The 17,221-nt window shown below is 65.2% G+C and carries 16 protein-coding genes; 5 read left to right on the forward strand and 11 right to left on the reverse strand.

The genetic code is table 11. From position 1 onward, the window contains the following. Nucleotides 1-43: 43 nt before the first annotated feature. Entirely contained in the window at nucleotides 44-1,120 is a 1,077-nt protein-coding gene (gene recF / locus ACRYLT_RS05830; protein ID WP_482663161.1) for a DNA replication/repair protein RecF, read from the reverse strand. Between the two features lie 209 nt (nucleotides 1,121-1,329). Between recF and ACRYLT_RS05835 the strand changes: the two genes are divergently transcribed. Beyond that, on the forward strand, nucleotides 1,330-2,466 hold the full coding sequence (locus tag ACRYLT_RS05835) for a phospholipase D-like domain-containing protein (protein WP_482663162.1): 1,137 nt from the start codon (nucleotides 1,330-1,332) through the stop codon (nucleotides 2,464-2,466). Between the two features lie 10 nt (nucleotides 2,467-2,476). Here ACRYLT_RS05835 and ACRYLT_RS05840 read toward each other — a convergent pair whose 3' ends face one another. Further along, the gene (locus tag ACRYLT_RS05840; RefSeq protein WP_482663163.1) at nucleotides 2,477-3,094 is read right to left on the reverse strand and encodes a class I SAM-dependent methyltransferase; all 618 of its coding nucleotides are present in this window, start codon (nucleotides 3,092-3,094) and stop codon (nucleotides 2,477-2,479) included. Here ACRYLT_RS05840 and ACRYLT_RS05845 point away from each other — a divergent pair. Next, a complete protein-coding gene (locus ACRYLT_RS05845; RefSeq protein WP_482663164.1) occupies nucleotides 2,996-4,525 on the forward strand; it encodes an MFS transporter in 1,530 nt (509 codons plus the stop codon). The two genes, ACRYLT_RS05840 and ACRYLT_RS05845, sit on opposite strands and share 99 nt — an antisense overlap. Here ACRYLT_RS05845 and ACRYLT_RS05850 read toward each other — a convergent pair. Next, nucleotides 4,494-6,806 (reverse strand): CDC48 family AAA ATPase, encoded by a 2,313-nt coding sequence (locus ACRYLT_RS05850; protein ID WP_482663165.1) that lies wholly within the window; start codon nucleotides 6,804-6,806, stop codon nucleotides 4,494-4,496. The genes ACRYLT_RS05845 and ACRYLT_RS05850 overlap by 32 nt on opposite strands. Before the next feature lie 535 nt (nucleotides 6,807-7,341). Between ACRYLT_RS05850 and ACRYLT_RS05855 the strand changes: the two genes are divergently transcribed. After that, nucleotides 7,342-8,247 carry a LysR substrate-binding domain-containing protein gene (locus tag ACRYLT_RS05855; protein ID WP_482663166.1) on the forward strand — a complete coding sequence of 302 codons (906 nt, stop codon included), beginning with the start codon at nucleotides 7,342-7,344 and terminating at the stop codon, nucleotides 8,245-8,247. Nucleotides 8,248-8,253: 6 nt separating this feature from the next. Here the strand turns inward: ACRYLT_RS05855 and ACRYLT_RS05860 are convergent, their stop codons facing one another. Together ACRYLT_RS05860 and ACRYLT_RS05865 are read right to left on the reverse strand one after the other, a co-directional pair. Further along, on the reverse strand, nucleotides 8,254-9,015 hold the full coding sequence (locus tag ACRYLT_RS05860) for an SDR family NAD(P)-dependent oxidoreductase (RefSeq protein WP_482663167.1): 762 nt from the start codon (nucleotides 9,013-9,015) through the stop codon (nucleotides 8,254-8,256). A 13-nt stretch (nucleotides 9,016-9,028) separates the two neighbouring features. Further along, the gene (locus ACRYLT_RS05865) at nucleotides 9,029-9,490 is read right to left on the reverse strand and encodes a peptidylprolyl isomerase (RefSeq protein WP_482663168.1); all 462 of its coding nucleotides are present in this window, start codon (nucleotides 9,488-9,490) and stop codon (nucleotides 9,029-9,031) included. Nucleotides 9,491-9,627: 137 nt separating this feature from the next. On the opposite strand from ACRYLT_RS05865, the gene mgtE reads away from it, so the two are divergent. Beyond that, entirely contained in the window at nucleotides 9,628-11,052 is a 1,425-nt protein-coding gene (mgtE, locus tag ACRYLT_RS05870) for a magnesium transporter (RefSeq protein ID WP_482663169.1), read from the forward strand. A 39-nt stretch (nucleotides 11,053-11,091) separates the two neighbouring features. Next, nucleotides 11,092-11,499 (forward strand): DUF1489 family protein, encoded by a 408-nt coding sequence (locus ACRYLT_RS05875; RefSeq protein WP_482663170.1) that lies wholly within the window; start codon nucleotides 11,092-11,094, stop codon nucleotides 11,497-11,499. Here ACRYLT_RS05875 and ACRYLT_RS05880 read toward each other — a convergent pair. The 6 genes from ACRYLT_RS05880 to ACRYLT_RS05905 form a co-directional block, all read right to left on the reverse strand. Next, on the reverse strand, nucleotides 11,476-12,189 hold the full coding sequence (locus ACRYLT_RS05880; protein ID WP_482663171.1) for a head GIN domain-containing protein: 714 nt from the start codon (nucleotides 12,187-12,189) through the stop codon (nucleotides 11,476-11,478). The two genes, ACRYLT_RS05875 and ACRYLT_RS05880, sit on opposite strands and share 24 nt — an antisense overlap. Before the next feature lie 66 nt (nucleotides 12,190-12,255). Next, the gene (locus ACRYLT_RS05885; protein WP_482663172.1) at nucleotides 12,256-12,984 is read right to left on the reverse strand and encodes a head GIN domain-containing protein; all 729 of its coding nucleotides are present in this window, start codon (nucleotides 12,982-12,984) and stop codon (nucleotides 12,256-12,258) included. A 110-nt stretch (nucleotides 12,985-13,094) separates the two neighbouring features. Continuing rightward, nucleotides 13,095-13,628, reverse strand: a complete 534-nt coding sequence (locus ACRYLT_RS05890; protein WP_482663173.1) for a CarD family transcriptional regulator — start codon at nucleotides 13,626-13,628, stop codon at nucleotides 13,095-13,097. A gap of 374 nt (nucleotides 13,629-14,002) precedes the next feature. Next, a complete protein-coding gene (gene fdxA, locus ACRYLT_RS05895; protein WP_482663174.1) occupies nucleotides 14,003-14,341 on the reverse strand; it encodes a ferredoxin FdxA in 339 nt (112 codons plus the stop codon). Nucleotides 14,342-14,372: 31 nt separating this feature from the next. Beyond that, nucleotides 14,373-14,651, reverse strand: coding sequence for an RNA-binding S4 domain-containing protein (locus tag ACRYLT_RS05900; protein ID WP_482663175.1), 279 nt, complete (start codon nucleotides 14,649-14,651; stop codon nucleotides 14,373-14,375). Continuing rightward, nucleotides 14,644-17,154, reverse strand: coding sequence for a helicase-related protein (locus tag ACRYLT_RS05905; RefSeq protein ID WP_482663176.1), 2,511 nt, complete (start codon nucleotides 17,152-17,154; stop codon nucleotides 14,644-14,646). The genes ACRYLT_RS05900 and ACRYLT_RS05905 overlap by 8 nt, the downstream gene beginning before the upstream one ends. Nucleotides 17,155-17,221 lie beyond the last annotated feature (67 nt).

Raw genomic sequence — 17,221 nt, forward strand, 5'->3', positions numbered from 1 at the left:
ATATAGGGTTTCAGAGGGGAAAACCCAAGGAAAATCGCCGGATTCAAGCGGTATGGACGGCGCCCTCGCGGATCTCGATCCAGCTGGCGTCGCCGCCGATTTCAGCGAACAGGCTACGCTCGGTTCCGGTCATCCAGACCTGGCCGCCGCGCTGCGCCAGCCGGTCGAACAGGGCAGCGCGACGCAAGGCGTCGAGGTGCGCCGCAATCTCGTCGAGCAGGAGGATCGGCGGAGCACCCGATCGATCGGCGACCAAAGCCGCATGGGCGAGGACGAGGCCGACGAGGAGCGCCTTCTGTTCCCCGGTGGAACAGAGTGCCGCCGGCTGCGCCTTGCCGAGATGAGTGACGACCAGGTCGGTGCGGTGGGGACCGACCAGGGTTCGTCCGGCCGCGGCGTCGCGGTCGCGGCCGAGGGCCAGGCTTCGAGCCAGATCCGGCTCTTCGCCACCCTCGATGGCGAGGCCCGCTCGTGCGAACGGTCCTTCGGGCGTGTCGGCGAGGATCTGGTTCAGCGCCGCGACGCTTTGACTTCGAGCCTCGACGATCGCCGTCCCATGTTCGGCCATTCGCGCTTCCAGCGCAGACAACCAGCTTGTATCGCGCGAGCTCCGACCTTCGGCTTCCTCGGCCAGCAACTTGTTGCGCGCTCGCATCGCCGCTTCATAGCGGGCGGCATGTGCGGCATGGCCGGGGTGGAGCGCCAGCACCAAACGGTCGAGAAAGCGGCGGCGCCCTGAAGCGCTTTCGGTGAACAGCCGGTCCATCGCCGGCGTAAGCCAAAGCAGCGACAAGCGCTCCGAAAGGGAGTTGGCCGCCGCCGGAGCTCCATTGATCCGCACCTGGCGCCGCTCCGGCGCGGCTGCGCTGGTGCCGGTGCCGATCTCCACGTCCGGCAGCCTGGCCGCCACGGCAAAGCCGCCGGGCCCGTCGCCGCGCGCCATTTCCGCCAGACTTGCACCGCGAAGCCCGCGCCCGGGTGCAAGCAGCGAGACGGCCTCGAGCATGTTGGTTTTCCCCGCGCCATTCTCTCCGGTGAGGATGACGAAGCCGGAGCCCGGCGAAACCACCGCGTCCGCATAGGACCGAAAGTCGGTGAGACTGAGGCGGGAAATGGGCACGCCATTCCCTATCGCCAAAGCGTCGCGCCGGCCAAGGGCGCCGCAGCCTCGGGCGCATAGGAAAGGGGCGAAGGAAAGAAGCGAAGGAAAGTTGTGGCGACCGCCAGCCTATCGACCGGTCAAGCTCCAGCCTTCGACACGCCTTCCCACCGCATTTCGGCACCGCTACTCCGCTGCACATGTCGCTCGACAAACGCAGGATCAGGCCGATGGAGGTGGCGGGAAACCGCCTCACCCTCTGGACCGATGGCCCCGAGCGTCTCGAGGCTCTGATCGCTCTGATCGACGGAGCGAAGGAATCGCTCCGGATCCTCTATTACATCTGGCTCAATGACGAGAGCGGCCGGCGAGTCCGCGATGCGCTCGTTGCCGCCGCCGAGCGCGGCGTGAAGGTGTCGATGCTGCTGGACGGGTTCGGCGCGTCCGATGCAACGCCCGCCTTCTTCAAGCCGCTCAAGGATGCGGGAGCCCGATTCTGCCGCTTCGTTCCGCGCTGGGGGCGCCGCTATCTGATGCGCAATCACCAGAAGCTCGCACTGGCGGACGGTCGCAAGGCGATCGTCGGCGGCTTCAACATCGGCGACGAATATTTCGGAACCATAGAATCCGGCGCCTGGCGGGACCTGGGGCTCGAGGTGGAGGGACCGAGCGTCGCCTGCCTCATGGCCTATTTCGACGACATCTTCCGCTGGGCGGAGAATGAGAATGGATCGATCCGGGCCCTTCGCCGGATGCTCAGCCGCCACAGCATCCAGTACGAATCCCTGCACTGGCTGTTCGGCGGCCCGAGCCGACGGCTGAGCCCCTGGGCCCGGTCGGTGAAGCGGGACATGCTCCGGGCTCGTTCGGTCGACCTGTTCATGGCCTATTTCGTGCCGAGCCTCTCGATGCTCCGGCGTCTCTACGGCGTGGCCCGGCGTGGCCGGGTAAGGCTCGTCACCGCCGGCAAGTCGGACATCCGCTCGACCATTTGGGCCGCCCGCTTCTCCTACTGGCGGATCCTGAAGCGCGGAATCGAAGTCTATGAATATCAGCCGACCAAGCTTCACGCCAAGCTGATCGTCATCGACGACGTGGTGCATATCGGCTCCGCCAATTTCGATCTGCGGAGCCTCTATCTCAATCTGGAAATGATGCTCCGAGTGGAGGATGCCGGCTTTGCAGCGATGATGCGCGAGTTCCTCGAAGGCGAGATTGCCGACAGCCGGCGGATCTTGCCGGAGGAGCATCGAGCCAACATGACCTTGCTGAACCGGCTCCGCTGGGGCTTCGGCTTCTTCATCATGGCGACGGCCGATTACAATCTCGCCCGACGATTGAACTTCGGCAATCGCCTGGGACCCTGATCCGGCGCCCCTAGTCCTTCCACGCCCAGAAAAGCTGGCAGGGTGGGACGTTCTTCCATTCAAAGCCGCGGTCGATCCGGTCGAAATGCGGCGCGAGGAAATCGCGCACCTTGGGCGAGAACTGATAGACGAGGAAAGCGCCTCCCGGCCTCAGCGCCTCGGCGGTCTGTTCGGCGATCTTCGGGCCGATCCCCGGCGGCAGGGTCGAGAAAGGAAGGCCGGACAGGACATAATCCGCCTCCTGGAAGCCGCAGTCGGCGATGATCTGACGCACATCGGCGGCCGAGCCGGTGACGGCGAACAGGCGGCTGTCGGCAAACTTGCGCCGAAGATAATCGGTAAAATCCGGATTGGTGTCGATCGTGATGAGAGTCGCGTCCGGTGCGAGCCGGTGAAGCACATGTTCGGTGAAGGTGCCCACGCCCGGTCCATATTCGACGAACAATTTCGTGTTCGCCCAATCGACTGGTCCGAGCATTTTGTCGATCGTCGCTCGGGATGACGGAATGATCGAGCCCACCATCACCGGATGCTTGATGAAGCCGCGCAGGAAGTGCCAGAGCGGGCTTCCGGCCAGCTGACGCGCGAACCGGCTCTCTCTACGTGCTTGGTCCCAGGATGCCGACATGCTCTCTTCCAGATTTCCGAGGAAAGGCACTGCGTTGGCAAATCGTCGGACGATTGGCAAGCCGAGCGCACTGCCCCTGTTCAGCCGAACCAACGGCAGGCGTACCGAAAAGGTCCATCCCAAGCGCTTTGTCGACCACTGGGTAGCTGGAGAAAAGCCAGCCAGATGAACGGGTTCGGCCTCTCGCGCGAGCGTTTTGCACTGCTCTTCTCGGTGATGCTGGTCGCCGCTGCCGGGAATACCGCCATGCAATCGCTCTTGCCTGCGATCGGGCGGCAGCTGGGGGTCGCTGACATCTGGGTCGCCGTCGTGTTCAGCCTTTCGGCCGTCATCTGGGTCTTCACCGCACCCTATTGGGCCCACCGTGCCGACCGGAGAGGGCGCCGGGCATTGATGCGCCTTGGCCTGTACGGCTTCATCGTCTCCATGCTGATCTGCGGCGGAGTGCTCGCCGCAGGGCTTCACGGCGTGCTCGGGACCACCGCCGTCTTTTTCATCTTCATGCTGGGTCGAACCATCTACGGCGCGTTCGGATCGGCTTCACCGCCGGCGGTACAGGCCTATGTTGCCGCCCGGACCGAGGGTCAGCAGCGCACCAGTGCGCTGGCGGCGATCGCTTCCTCCTTCGGCCTCGGGACCATTGTCGGCCCGGCGATCGCGCCCCTCTTCATCTTCGAACCGCTCGGCTTGTCGGCGCCGTTGATCGTGTTTGCCGGCGTCGGCGCGGGGGTGCTCACCTATCTTGTGCTGAGGCTTCCCGACGATACCCCGAAGACGGAGGCCAGCGGAACGATCATCGCCTATCCTTCGATCGGTGGAGTCGCCGCGGCGGCCGAGCCGGGCAAGCCGAGCCGCCTCGCCTGGCGCGATCCAAGGGTGCTTCCGTGGCACATCATCGGAACGATCGGCGGTCACGGCCACGCCGCCCTGCTCGGCGTCATCGGCTTCCTCGTGATCGATCGGCTCGACCTCCCGCTCGACACGGCTCAGCAATGGATCGCCATCGTGCTCATCGCCGGAGCGCTCGCTTCCTTGCTGGCGCAATGGTGGCTGATCCCCCAGCTCGGACTCGATCCGAGGCAGCTCGTGTCCTGGGGATCGATCATCGCAGCGGTGGGGACGGCGATCACCGGCGTTTCGACGGGCATTTACGGGATCACGATGGGTTTCGCCCTCGCCTCGCTGGGGTTCGGAATGTTCCGTCCCGGCTTCACCAGCGGCGCTTCGCTGGCGGTCGAGCCGCACGAGCAGAATGCGGTGGCGGGGATGGTCACGTCGGTCGCGGGCGTCGCCTTCATCGCCGCTCCGGCGATCGGAGTCGCTCTCTACACGGTGTCGATCCCGCTGCCTTTCCTTGCCACAGCGCTGCTGATGCTGGCGCTTGCCGCCTGGACGGCGCTCAGCTTCCGCCCTTCGTCCCCCGCGGAGTAAGCATGCCCGGCTGGATGAAGCCGATGCCCGACGTTCCAGCGCTCATCGCGTCCTGCTTGAGATTGGCCTGGATCTGCTCATAGTCGCGCTCCATTTCCGGAGTCACCGAGGCGCGGGTCTCGCCGAGAGCCCGCTCGAATTCGGCCATGGAGACCACGCTGGCCTCGATCCGCTCGCGAAGCGCGAACAGGCCTGCCCGTCGGACCAGATCCTCGAGGTCCGCACCCGTGAAACGATCGGTGCGCTCGGCCAGCATGTCGAGATCGACATCGTCCGCGAGCGGCATTCCCTTGGTGTGAATGCCAAGAATGTGCCGTCGGCCGGCGTAGTCAGGCACCGGCACGTAGATCAGCTCGTCGAACCGACCCGGGCGTAGAAGCGCCGGATCGATCAGGTTCGGCCGGTTGGTTGCGCCGATCACGACCACCGACTGAAGCTCTTCCAGCCCGTCCATTTCGGCCAGGATGGTGTTGACGACCCGCTCGGTGACCTGCGGCTCGCCGAGCCCGCCGCCGCGAGCGGGCACCAGGCTGTCCAGCTCGTCGATGAAGATGACCGTGGGCGCCACCTGCCGGGCTCGAGCGAAGAGCCGCGCAATCTGCTGCTCGGATTCGCCATACCATTTCGACAGCAGGTCCGAAGATTTGGTGGCAATGAAGTTCGCCTCCGCCTCGCGCGCGGTCGCTTTCGCCAGCAGCGTCTTGCCGGTTCCTGGCGGGCCATAGAGAAGGAAGCCCTTGGCCGGACGGATTCCCAGCCGCCGGAAGGCGTCGGGATGCCTGAGCGGGAGCTCGACGCCTTCGCGCAGCCGCTCGCGAGCCTCGTCGACCCCGCCGACATCCTCCCAGCCTATATCCGGCTTCTGGACCATCACTTCGCGCATGGCCGAAGGCTGGACGCGCTTCAGCGCCTCCTCGAAATCCTTGCCGGTGACGGAGAGCGTGTCGAGCACTTCCGGCGGGATTGCGCCCGATCCGTCGGCCAGGTCGAGCTGCGGCATGATCCGGCGAACCGCCTCGATCGCCGCCTCGCGGGTCAGGGCCGCGAGATCCGCTCCGACGAAACCGTAGGTCTGCTTCGCCAGGCGGGTCAGGTCGGCTCCGCCGTCCAGCGGCATTCCGCGCGTATGGATGCCGAGGATTTCGCGACGCCCATTCTCATCCGGAACACCGATCACGATCTCGCGATCGAAGCGGCCCGGCCGCCGGAGCGCTTCGTCAATCGCTTCCGGCCGGTTCGTCGCGGCAATGACGATGAGATTCTGCCGCGGCTCCAGGCCATCGAGCAAAGTGAGGAGCTGCGCAACGAGCCTCTTCTCGGTTTCGCCCTGCACCTGGCCGCGCTTGGGCGCGATCGAATCGATCTCGTCGATGAAGATGATGGAAGGCGCGGCCTTGCCGGCTTCTTCGAACAGTTCGCGAAGCCTCTTCTCGGACTCGCCATAGGCCGAGCCCATGATCTCCGGCCCGGCAATGTGGAAGAAGCTGGCGTCGCTTTCGTTCGCCACCGCCCGAGCGAGCCGAGTCTTGCCGGTTCCGGGCGGCCCATGGAGCAGGACGCCCTTCGGCGGATCGACCCCCAGCCGCTCGAAGATTTCGGGATAACGGAGCGGAAGCTCCACCATTTCGCGAAGCTGGTCGACGGTGGCGCCGATCCCGCCAATGTCGTCATAGGTGACATCGGCCCGGCGCATCTCCTTGGCTTCGGTATATTCCGGGCGAAGCTCGACTTCGGTATTGGCGTCGATCAGGACGATGCCTTTCGGCACTGTCGAAACGACGATCAGCCGGATCTCCTGGAGCGCATAGGCCGGCGCCGTCAGCATCTGGCGAAGCTCGGGCGGGATGTCGCCGCGCATGATCTGCTGTTGCCCGGTCGTCGCAACGATGTCGCCTGCCGTGATCGGCTTCATCCCGAAACTGCGCTTGAGGGCATGGGCGGAGCCGTGAAGGCGCAGATTCTTCTGGGCGGGCGCGAAGACGACCCGCTGCGCCGGCTTCGCTTCGCCGCGCCGAACTTCGACATAGTCGCTTGAGCCGACCTCGGCATTGGCGCGCTGGAGGCCGTCGAGGCGGATGATGTTGAGCCCCTCGTCCTCGGGATAGGGACCCACGGCCCGTGCCGGCGTGGAGCGCTTGCCGACCAGTTCGATGACGTCGCCCTCGGCGAGCCCGAGCTCGTTCATGATTGCGCGCGGCAGTCGGGCAATGCCCCGCCCGCTATCTTCCGGCCGCATCGTCGCGACCTGCAACTTTCTCGGTTTGCGTTCTTCGTCCGCCACGGCTGACTGTCTCCTGAGCGCCCCCGTTCGCCTCACATAGGCACCGCCAACGGATCGTCCAGCACAAGGTTCAAAAAAGGTGGCTCCGGGTGCGGAATGAGCCGGAGCCGCTCCAGACCAACTCGCCCGAGAGGTCCGCGACAGGCCGCGTCCGCCTGAAGACTTCGCGACGCTCGCACGGCGCTCGGCCAGCTGAGCTTGCGCTGGTGTTCAAGGGAGCAAGCGCGGGCGGAGCAGCGGCAAAGGAGTCGCAGCGGCAGCCTTGCCATGCGGTTTTCGCCCATCGACTCCGTCTCCGCCCGGAAGGCGTCGACGCAAAAAAAGGCCGACCCGAAGGTCGGCCTAAAAGTTTTAGGAGAGGATGCCTGAAAGGCGAGTTTCGTTTCGCATGTGCACAGTCATTGTGCAAGTGCGAAATAGGGTGCTAGGATTGCAAAAAGTGCAACCGGTGTCATCTCTCTGTAAGAGAGGGTGAGAGAGGAAAATCGTTTGTGTGCAGTGCACAAACAACAGCCTGAATCGACGGGAGAAGAGTATGAAAAGGCTGCCGCCCCTTTCGGCGATTGAAGCTTTCGTCCAGACGGCCCGGCTGGGCTCGGTCAAGGCCGCGGCTGAGGCGCTGGCGCTATCCTCGCCGGCACTGTCGCGCCGGATCCAGACTCTCGAGCAGCATGTCGGGCATCCCCTCTTCGATCGGCGCCACCAGGCCATCCACTTGAATTCCGAGGGCGAACGGCTGCTCGCGGAAATCGGCCCCGCTTTGGACGCGCTCGGCCTCGCCATGGAACGCGCGGCGGGTCATCGTGAGCTGATGCGCCTGCGACTGGGGGCGTTGCAGCTCTTCGCATCCTACCAGTTGATGCCGAGGCTTCCCGTCCTGCGGGAGCGCTGCCCGGAGCTTCACATAGACATCGAAACCCAGCCCCACGCTTTGGCCCGGCTCGACGACGGACTCGATGCGGCGATCGTTCTTGCGCGCGAAATCGAAGCGCCGCTTTACGCCCGCCGGCTGGGCGCCAACCGAATCGTCGCGATCGGCTCCAGGAAATTCGCGCAAGGGCCGCGAGCGCTCGCCCATCCGGCGCAGATTGCACAAGCCACGGTTCTGCTTCACCGCGATCTGCCCTACGCCTTCGACTATTGGCGCGAAGCGGCCGGGGTGCCGAACCTCGAGCCGGCGGCCATCGACCATTTCGACTCCGGACAGCTGATCCTCGATGCGGCGGCGCAGGGTCTCGGGATCGCCTTCATGCTGGAAATGCATCTTGAGGGCTCGGCCGATCCCCGGCTTGCTCGCTTGTTCGACGTGGCGGTGGAAAGCCCTTATGCCTACTGGTTCGCCTGCCGGCGCTCGGCGCTGGGCCGGCCGGCCGTCAGGATCTTTCACGACTGGCTTGTCGAGAACCTGCCGGACGAGGATAGCCAGCGCCGGGCGGCCTAGTCGCAATCAGCTGAGCTTGATTGCTCCGACGATCCGACGCATGGCCGCTCGCGGCAGCAAGCGGCTCGAGAAGGCCGTCGTCTTGTTGAAGATTCCCGGGATCACCAACGCTCGGTTGCGGTCGAGTCCATTCAGTCCGGCCTGAACCACGCTCGCCGCATCGGCCGTGACGTAGCCGAGCATCGGACTGTTCACCCCGGCCACCTCGCCGAATTCGGTCGCCGTCGGCCCGGGGCAGAGGCAGGATACCTTGATCCCGCTGCCCTTCAGCTCGTGGTGAAGAGCCTCGGTGAAGGAGAGCACGAAGGCCTTGGTCGCGTAGTAGACGGCCATGTTCGGCCCCGGCTGGAAAGCCGCGGTCGACGCCACGTTGAGAATGGCGCCCCGTCCGCGCGCCTTCATGGCTGGGACTACCTGGTGCGAAAGCTCAGTCAGCGTTCCGACGTTGAGATCGATCATTTCGCGCTGGCGTTCGATCGGCTGACGAGCGAACTTGCCGGCGAGTCCAAAGCCGGCATTGTTGATGAGCGTCTCGACCGTCAGCCCCTCGGCCTCGACTGATTCGATCAGGCGCGCGGCCGATCCCGGCCGGGCGAGATCGAGCGCGAAGACGTGCGTCCTCCTGCCAATTTCGCCGGCAAGGGCTTCCAGCCGATCCCTCCGGCGCGCGACGAGCACCACCTCCTCCCCGCGGGCCGCGCATTGGCGTACGAACTCGATCCCCAGCCCCGCCGAAGCGCCGGTGACAAGGGTGACCGGACGGGCCAACGCGAAACGTTCCTCAGGGTCTGAGGCTGGCCTTGACGATCTTGCCGGGAGTGCGTGGCGGCTCGCCCTTCGGGAGCGCATCAACATGCTCCATGCCTTCCACCACCTGACCCCAGACGGTGTACTGGCCATCGAGGAAGCGACAATCGTCGAAACAGATGAAGAACTGGCTGTTGGCGCTGTCCGGGTCGGGGGTTCGAGCCATGGACGCGGTGCCGCGGACATGCGGCTCGCGGCTGAACTCCGCCTTCAGGTTCGGCTTGTCCGAACCGCCGGCGCCGGTTCCGCTTGGATCGCCACCTTGCGCCATGAAGCCGTCGATGACCCGGTGGAAGACGACTCCATCGTAAAAGCCTTCCTCGACCAGTTCCTTGATCCGGGCAACGTGGCCGGGAGCGAGGTCCGGACGCAAGCGGATGACCACGTCGCCGCCGCTGTCCAGGTTGAGAACAAGGGTGTTGAGTTCGTTGGCCATGATCGTCTCCTCTTGCGTCCTGCGCGCCTTAGGCCCGCCGTCGGCGATATGCCACCCGCCTTGCCTTCGATCCGGCCATTGCGGCTGGCGGGCGCACCTCGTAGGAAGCCTGCGGGTCGAGCGTCGGGAGGAGCGAGATGAGCGACAGCGAGCGCGAAATCCCGCATGAGCCGACGCCGGTTTCGACGCCGGACGACAGCCGCCACGACGAGGACGATCGGCTGAGGCCGGAATTCGTCCGGGCTGTCATGGCCTGCGTCTATTCTGACGACGGCGACGGCGCCCGAGCGCTGGTGCAGCCGCTTCATCCGGCCGATGTGGCCGATCTTTTCGAGCTGGTGGACAGCGGCGAGCGGCGGGCCCTTGCCGAAGCTCTGGCCGGAATGGTCGATGGCGACGTGCTCGCAGAGATGAACGAGCATGTTCGCGACGAATTGCTCGAGGCTCTGACGACGCTCCAGGTGGCCGAGATTGCCGGCGAGCTCGACACCGACGACGCTGTCGCAATCATCGAGGACATGGAGGAGGAGGACCAGCGCGCCGTTCTTCGGGCGCTGGATCCGGACGACCGGGCGGCCATCGAGGAAGCGCTGTCCTATCCGGAGGAATCCGCCGGACGCTTGATGCGGCGCGACGTCGTCGCAGTGCCCCAGCACTGGACGATCGGTCAAGTCATCGACTTCCTGCGCGCGAGCGATGATCTGACGACCGATTTCTGGGAGGTCTTCGTCGTCGACCCCGGGCACCGACCGGTCGGCACCTGCCTGCTTTCGTGGATTCTTCGCACACCGCGTCGGATCGCCATCGGTGACGTCATGAAGCGCGAGCAGACCTTGATTCCGGTCGACATGGACCAGGAGGAGGTTGCCCTTCGATTCCAGAAATATGCGCTGATCTCGGCTGCCGTGGTCGACCAGAGCGGCCGACTGGTCGGAATGATCACCGCCGACGACGTCGTCCACATCATCCAGGAAGAAGCAAGCGAGGACGCGCTGCTCCTGTCCGGCGCCGGAGTCGAGGGCGACATCAACGAGCCCGTCATCGAAAGCTACAAGAGCCGGGTTCGCTGGCTTATCGCCAATCTCGGAACGGCCTTGGTCGCTTCCACCATCATCAGCCTGTTCGAAGGGGCGATCACCCAGATGGTCGCGCTCGCCGTCCTGATGCCGATCGTCGCTGGAGTCGGCGGCAATGCCGGCACCCAGACGCTGGCGGTGACCGTTCGGGCGCTGGCGACCAACCAGCTGACAAGCTCCAACCGATGGCGCGCCGTGTGGCGCGAGATCCGGGTGGCCCTGCTCAACGGTGCTACCGTCGCCATCGTGATCGGAATCGGCGTCGCCGCCGTCTTCTCCAACTCGCTGCTTGGAGGAGTCATAGCAGCGGCCATGCTGGCCAATATCGTCATTGCCGGGCTTGCCGGCGCGCTCGTGCCTCTGACTCTGGAGCGGATGGGCGCCGACCCGGCCGTTGCTTCGTCGGTGTTCGTCACCATGACGACGGACTCGATGGGTTTCTTTGTTTTCCTGGGACTCGCCGTTGCATCCGGCCTGGTGGGCTAACTTCTTGATCTGGCAGGCGTAAACCGGCATGGCTCAGACATGCCTGAATTGCATATGAGCAAGGTCGCGGTCGGTTGCGCGAATCTCGATGCGTTGCGCCGCCGCCAGCAGCTGCGGCGGCTCGATGATCATGTGCCAGTGACCACTCGCTTTCGGCCGAAGCGCGCGGACGAGCTTGTCGGCGGATCGCTTTACTGGATCATCAAGCACCGGATCACGGCCCGCCAGGCCATCCTCGGCTTCGACGAGAGTGAAGGCGACCGGCGAACCATCATTCGCCTCCATCCCGAACTCGTGACCGTTCAGGCTCGACCGAGGCGGGCACATCAGGGCTGGCGCTACCTCGTTGCCACCGAGGCGCCTTCGGACCTTGGCCGCGAAGGCGACGACATCGCCGAGCTTCCGCCCCAGCTCGTCGAACAGCTAACGGTGCTGGCGTTGATTTGAACTGCAGCGCACCTGAGTCGCATTCGGGCCGCGGATGGTGCAGGCTGGGCTACCCAGGATGTTCACTTCGCCGAGACCTTGGGCGGTGACGGTGGCTGCGCGAGTCACCCCCACGGTGACATTGCCGAGAGTAGACGCCGTGATCGTGGCATTGTCCGCTCTCAGGTTCGACGCGTCGAGATCTCCCGTCCCCTGGAGAGTTGCATCGAGCTGTTCGGCGGTGCCCGAAAGGATCATCCGGCCGGAGCCGAGCAGACCGATCGACAGATTGTCGGCTTCGATGGCGCCGGCGCTCAGCAGGCCGCTGCCTTCGACGACGAGGTCGACCCTCTGCCCCTGAACCCGGTCCAGCTCGAGCCGGGCAGGACCCACCAGGCGCGCGGATCGGAGGGTCCGGGTCGTGAGCTCGATCGTCAGCGGCCCTTCCTGGGCGCCTGGGCTGCCGCCCCATTGTGAACGGTTGCGCCGAATCCGAAGCGTCTGTCCCGACGAGTCGATGACAACCCGGTCCAGAGCCGCCTGGCTTCCGGAAGCCTTGGCCGAAGTCGGGCGACCGGTGGTCAGCCGGACGATGAAGGGGCCTTCGACGACGATCCGGTCGAAATCGGTGATCGAATAACGGCGCTCCGCCGCGACGGCGGGGGAAGTGGCGGAAGCGAGCGCGAGGAGAAGAAGCAGGACACGGATCATGGCTGCGAACATGACCGCAAATGGTTAACGGTCAATGGTGGCGAGCCTCCGCAGGGGCGGACGCTGTCAGGCCTGCCAGCGAACGTCGCCCGAGCCCATCCTGGAGACCGAGCAGCGAGTCGTTCCCCGGACGACAACGTCTCCCGATCCCATGATCGACCCGTCCACCGCGTCCGTCGCTCGCAGACTTATGTCGCCTGATCCCATGATCGAAACCGAGGCCCGACGAGCCTGAAGCGAATCGAGACGGATGTTGCCGGAGCCTGCAATCGAGAGGCTCGCTTCCTCGGTGGCGCCGGCCGCGCGGATGTCGCCGGAGCCGGCGATGTCGAAGCTGGCCCGCCGAGCCTGAAGGGCGGCGATGTCCAGATCGCCTGAGCCGGACACGGCGGCGGCGAAAGCCTCGCTGCGGACCCGGTCGATCCGCATATCGCCCGACCCTCTGATCGAAGCGGAGCGAAGCGTGGGTGCGCTGACGTGCACGGTAACCGGACCACGGCCTCGCCAGTTCAGGGCACCGTTGCGGCGGGCGCCGATTCTGAGTACCCCATCTTCCACTCGGACCTCCAGCTCATCAAGGCCCGCCTGCTCGCCTTCGGCGCGAGCGGAAGGCTCGCCGCCGACGGTGACGATCACATTATAGGCGCCGGCCAGGTCGATCGCCTGGAAAGTCCCGATCTGGAAATCGCGTTCTCCCGAACCGCTGCGGCTGCTTCGATCGTCTCCGCCCTGTGCTCCGGCCGAGCAGGCGGCGGAGAGCGTCAGAAGCGAGGCAAGAGCAAGAAACCTCCGCATGGCAATCCTCCCATCTGTATTAGGAAGATAATACAGCACGGCAGCACTAGGCGCAACGAAAAAGGCGGCCCGCTTGCGGACCGCCTTCTTCCCTGCCGCGGATCGAAGCTTCAGGCTTCGGCCGGGCTGTTGTGATGGATTGCGGCCGCCCTGTTGAGGATGTCCAGGATCTTCTCCAGCGCCCGCTTCTCGTCGATCTGCTCCATCGCCCCCAGCTCGCGAGCCAAGCGGGTCGAGGCAGCCTCGAAAATCTGCCGCTCGGAATAGCTCTGTTCCGGGGCGTCGTCCGGCCGGAACAGGTCGCGGACGACCTCGGCGATCGATACGAGATCGCCGGAATTGATCTTCGCCTCATATTCCTGGGCTCGGCGCGACCACATGGTGCGCTTGACCTTCGGCTTGCCCTTGAGGGTCGTCAGCGCCTCCTGCATCGTCTTGTCCGACGACAGCTTGCGCATGCCGACGCTCTCCGCCTTGTTGGTCGGGACTCGGAGCGTCATCTTCTCTTTCTCGAACCGCAGGACGTAAAGTTCGAGGCTCATCCCCGCGATGCTGGTGCTCTGCAGGTCGATCACACGGCCCACGCCGTGCTTTGGGTAAACGACATAGTCGCCAACGTCGAAGCTCAACGCTTTCGTTGCCATCAATATGGACCTTCCCATGGAAAAGGCCGCACTTGCACCGTCACTATCCCCGCATCCGCCCCGAAGGACGCAGTTCAGATTTTCGGTTGTGCGGCAATTCGCTGTTGATCACCGACTGCGAATGCAAAGGCACCCGCTTCGATACACTGTCATATAACAGCAAAAGTGGCAGGAATCCAGCCTTGCGAGGCTTTTCCGGGGATAAAGGGACCCGGCACCCGCTGTCGAGCCTGTCCGGCCGCGGACCTGATTCGCTTCCGGAGCGGCTCACCTGTACGAAGAGCCGAACTGAACGGCGTGGGTGAACCCGTCATCGGGCGGAAAGACGACTCGCGGCCGGCGACCAGCGGCGGGGGGCAAATCGCCCCGAACGATCAGTCCCCGGTCCCCGGGTCGGCGGAGAAATATTTCTCGAACTTGCCGTCTTCGCCCTTGTGTTCGTCCGCGTCCGCCGGGGAGTCCTTCTTGCGGGTGATGTTCGGCCACTCGGCGGAATAGGTGGCGTTGAGCTCAAGCCACTTCTCTAGTCCGGCTTCGGTATCGGGCAGGATCGCCTCGGCCGGGCATTCCGGCTCGCAAACGCCGCAATCGATACATTCGCTCGGATTGATCACGAGCATGTTCTCGCCCTCGTAGAAGCAGTCGACCGGACAAACCTCGACGCAATCCATATATTTGCAGCGGATGCAGGCATCGGTCACGACATAGGTCATCGGTGTCTTTCTCCCGGAAGGCGGCGATTTCCTAGGCGTGGCCGCCTTCGCTCGTCAATTCGGAATAAAGCGCGCTCGCCTCCGCGGCCGGCCCGCGCCTGACCGGAAGCGCTTCGATTCGCAATATCCGGACCCGGCCGCGAATCGCGAAGCTCAGCACGTCCCCCACCCTGACCGGCGCGTGGGAACGATCGATAACTCGCCCATCGATTCGGATCCGCCCCTCCTGAGCGAGCGCTTGAGCGGCGCTTCGGGTCTTCACGATGCGCGCGAACCAGAGAAACTTGTCGAGTCTCAGGCTGTCAGCCACGCTTCAGTTCCGCAAGCGCGGCAAAGGAGGATGAAACCGTGCGTTGCGGGCGATCCTGCCGCCGTCGACGGCCGCGCCAGACCCAACCGGCCTCGCCATCGCTTTCGCGGAATCCGAGATCGCGCATCAGCTTGGCAACGGCCTGCGGCTGGAGCCCGAGCGAGGTCACCAGCATTTCGTTGACCGGCGCGCCTTCCTTGCCGGCCCGAACTTCGTGCGCATGCCGGGCGAGCCGCTCGGCCATGTCCACCCGGATCAACTGCGGTCCTGCCGGGCGGAAGCCCAGCCGGATCAGGGAATCGCTCCGGCCGTTGACGGCGGGCAGGACGACGCTCGACTGGGGGGGCAGGGCCACCATCGACTGGCCCGATGCCGCGGCTCGCAAGGCGGCGCGCCAGCGCATGGCTTCCGGCTTGAGTGCCGTCGGCATGAAGAGGTCGAGCGCTCCGATCCGGATACCCAGCGCGGCAATGGCCCGGCGCTGTTCGCGCTCGAGACTGGCGAGCGGCGCTGCCACCTGCTCTCGGGCGACGATTCCCCCTTCGTCGACGAGGAGAGCAAGGACCGACCTGACAGCCGCAGGCGTCGCCGGATCCTGGGCGGCGTGGCCGGCCGCCCGAAGCGGCGCAAGCGTGCGTTCTACCTGGTGGCGGATCCAGGCCTGAAGCCGGTCGATCACGGCGTCGCGACCGCGCTGGGAGACGGAGTCGATTCGTCGATCGAGCTGGATTCTCGGGCTCAGGAGATTCTTGCCGCGGCCGAGCTTGGCCACTTCATGGCCGCGCCACAGGATGGCCACCGGCTCGCCGGCGTCGGTTCGCAAGGAGAAATGCTCGTCCTTGTCGGCGACAAGCGCCGCCGCTCGCTTCTCATATTCGCCGGCAAGGCGCCGTTCCGCCGTTGCAAGCAGCATCTTGCGGTCGGCGTGGCGAGCGGCCGGATCGACTTCGAAGGAAAAGCCACGAAGGCGGCCGATCGCGTAGGAGCCGACGCTGACCTCGCCCTGTTCGTCGATGAGGACTGGAAACTCGCCGGCACCCTTGCGCCCGAGATCGCGCATCAGCACGGACGTGCGGCGGTCCACGAAACGCTGGGTAAGCCGCTCGTGAAGCGCTTCCGACAATTTCTCCTCGACCGCCATGGCGCGCTCGGCCATTTCGGCCGGAGCGGCGAGCCAGTCGGAGCGGTGAGCGATATAGGCCCAGGTGCGAACGCCGGCGAGCCGGTCCGCAAGCGTCTCGATGTCGCCCTGGACATTGTCGAGACGGGCGACCTGTTCGGCATACCAGCCCTGCGGAATGTGACCGCTTCCCTCGCTGAGATGGCCGTAAAGCCGAGCGACGAGGCGGGCATGATGTTCGGGCCCGGTCTTGCGGAAATCCGGCAGCCCGCAGGCGGCCCAGAGCCGCCGGACGCGATATTCGTCGGTCGCCCGGCGAAGGACCTCGGGATCGCTGGCGAGCAACCTCAACACCGCAAGATCGATCGCTTCGGGGGCAGCCCGCAGGCCCGCTCTTGAAGGACGCCGCTCGAGCGACCGGATGAGCCGCTCGATGCTTCGGAAATCGAGTTCGCCCTCGCGCCAGTAGAGATGTTCGAGTGGCGCGAATCGATGCTCCTCGATCGCTTCGATCTCCTCCGGCCGGAATTCGGCAAGGGCATCGCCCTCCAGCGTCAGCGATCCGAACGTGCCGTCGCGCTGGTGGCGACCGGCACGGCCGGCAATCTGCGCCATCTCCGCCGGAGTCAGTCGTCGCCGACGACGACCGTCAAACTTGGAAAGACCGGCAAAGGCGACATGGCTGACATCCATGTTGAGTCCCATGCCGATTGCATCGGTGGCCACCAGATAGTCGACCTCGCCGGCCTGGTACATCTCCACCTGGGCGTTGCGAGTCCGCGGCGAAAGCGCTCCCATCACGACGGCGGCGCCGCCGCGCATCCGCCGAAGCATCTCCGCGACCGCATAGACCTGCTCGGCCGAGAAGGCGACGATGGCCGAGCGCGGCGGCAGTCGGGACAGCTTGGAAGGGCCGGCATAGGAAAGAGTCGAGAATCTCGGCCGGCCGATGATTTCCGCCTTCGGCAGAAGGCTCCTCACCATCGGTTTCAGGCTTTCCGATCCGAGGATCATCGTCTCGTCGCGGCCACGCGCGTGAAGCATTCGGTCGGTGAATACGTGGCCCCGCTCGGGATCAGCGCCGAGCTGCGCCTCGTCCAGTGCGACGAAAGCGACGTCTCGTTCGGTCGGCATCGACTCAGCGGTGCAGAGAAACCAGCGCGCCTTCGGCGGCAGGATCTTTTCCTCGCCGGTCAGGAGCGCCACCTCGGCGGGCCCTTTCAGCTTGACGACCCGGTCATAGACCTCGCGGGCGAGCAGCCGCAGCGGAAAGCCGATCATTCCCGAGGAATGTCCACACATCCGCTCGACGGCCAGATGGGTCTTGCCGGTGTTGGTCGGCCCGAGGATCGCCTTAAGCGGACTGGCGTGAGCGTCGCTCATCAACGCTAGATTGCCCCGGCCTGGCCAAAGCGCAACCTTTTCCGGAGCTTGGGAGCGGAACTCGGCT

The sequence above is a fragment of the Sphingosinicella sp. SM1-17 genome (assembly GCF_056821765.1).